Origin of the sequence: Paenibacillus vini (assembly GCF_018403325.1) — a bacterium.
Classification (GTDB): Bacteria; Bacillota; Bacilli; order Paenibacillales; family Paenibacillaceae; genus Fontibacillus; species Fontibacillus vini.
Map to the genome: position 1 here is coordinate 1 of NZ_BOSL01000040.1, position 1,359 is coordinate 1,359.

The 1,359-nt window shown below is 44.7% G+C and carries 1 protein-coding gene; it reads left to right on the top strand.

The genetic code is table 11. The features are described 5' to 3' along the window. The first annotated feature begins 73 nt into the window (after nucleotides 1–73). Complete coding sequence (locus KJS57_RS25970) at nucleotides 74–1,294, top strand: IS256 family transposase (protein ID WP_211020084.1); 1,221 nt, start codon at nucleotides 74–76, stop codon at nucleotides 1,292–1,294. Nucleotides 1,295–1,359 lie beyond the last annotated feature (65 nt).

Sequence of the window (1,359 nt, forward strand, 5' to 3'; positions counted from 1 at the left end):
GAGTCTGTAAAATAATTTGTGTAAACTCCCAATTCTACTAAAATGGAAAGTAATAGAAAGGTTGGGGGAACACATGGGACTTTGGACAAAAGAGCAATTACGAGCTTTCATTAAGGAGAACAAACTGGTAACGGCTCAAGATGCACAGAACGCTTTGAAAGAGTTGTTTGCAGAGACCATTCAAGAGATGTTGGAGGCAGAACTCGATACACATCTTGGATATGAGAAGCATGAAGTTAAAGCCAAAGTAACACCCAATAGCCGGAATGGCAAGAGTAAAAAGACAGTGGTTAGCGAGTACGGTGAGCAAGAAATCATGGTCCCTCGGGATCGTTTGGGTGAGTTTGAGCCCTTGGTTATACAGAAACATCAGAAGAATGTGACCGGAATCGAAGATCAGATTATAGCTCTTTACGCTAAAGGTGTCAGCACTCGGGAGATTCAGGATCATCTCCAAAATCTGTACGGAATCGAAGTCTCGCCTACACTCATATCCAATGTTACGAACAAAATCGTACCTCTCATCAAGGAATGGCAAAATCGGCCACTTCAAGGTGTCTACGCGGTCATATACATGGACGCGATTCATTTTAAAGTGAAACAGGACGGAGCTATTGTAAATAAAGCTGCATACATGGTGATCGGAATTGATCTGGATGGGAATAAGGATGTGCTGGGTATGTGGATTGGCGAGAACGAATCCAGCAAGTTCTGGCTCAGCGTACTCAATGACCTTCGAAATCGAGGGGTCCAAGATATCCTTATTATCTGTGTGGACAACCTAAGTGGCTTCTCTGAAGCGATTGCAGCTTGCTATCCAAAGACCGAAATCCAAAAGTGTATCATTCACCAGATCCGTAATTCCACTCGCTACGTATCGTACAAAGATCTTAAGAAAGTCACCGCTGACTTGAAGCCGATTTACAAAGCAGCCACGGAAGAAGGCGCCCTGCTTGAACTGGATCGGTTCGAGGAAGTTTGGGGCACCAAGTATCCGCTCATTGTTCGCTCTTGGAGAAACAACTGGGGAGAGCTCTCAACGTTTTTCAAATACCCGCCGGAGATCCGCAAACTCATCTATACTACCAACATGATTGAAAGCTACCACCGGCAGCTTCGTAAAGTGACCAAAGGAAAAAGCATTTTCCCTACCGATGAAGCCTTGCTTAAAATGCTCTACCTAGCCACAATGGATGTTACTCGTAAATGGACAGGTCGTGTCCAAAATTGGGGGCAAATGCTACTCCAGCTATCCGTCTTCTTTCCGGATCGCATCAGTAACTATTTACGTTAGAAACGCCAAATCCCCCTCGGGGGATTTGCTTGACAATGAGTTTACACAAAAATCTTGACAGACCC

Coding starts and splice junctions, on each gene's coding strand:
- KJS57_RS25970 (WP_211020084.1), top strand. CDS start 74: ATGGGACTTTGGACAAAAGAGCAATTACGAGCTTTCATTAAGGAGAAC.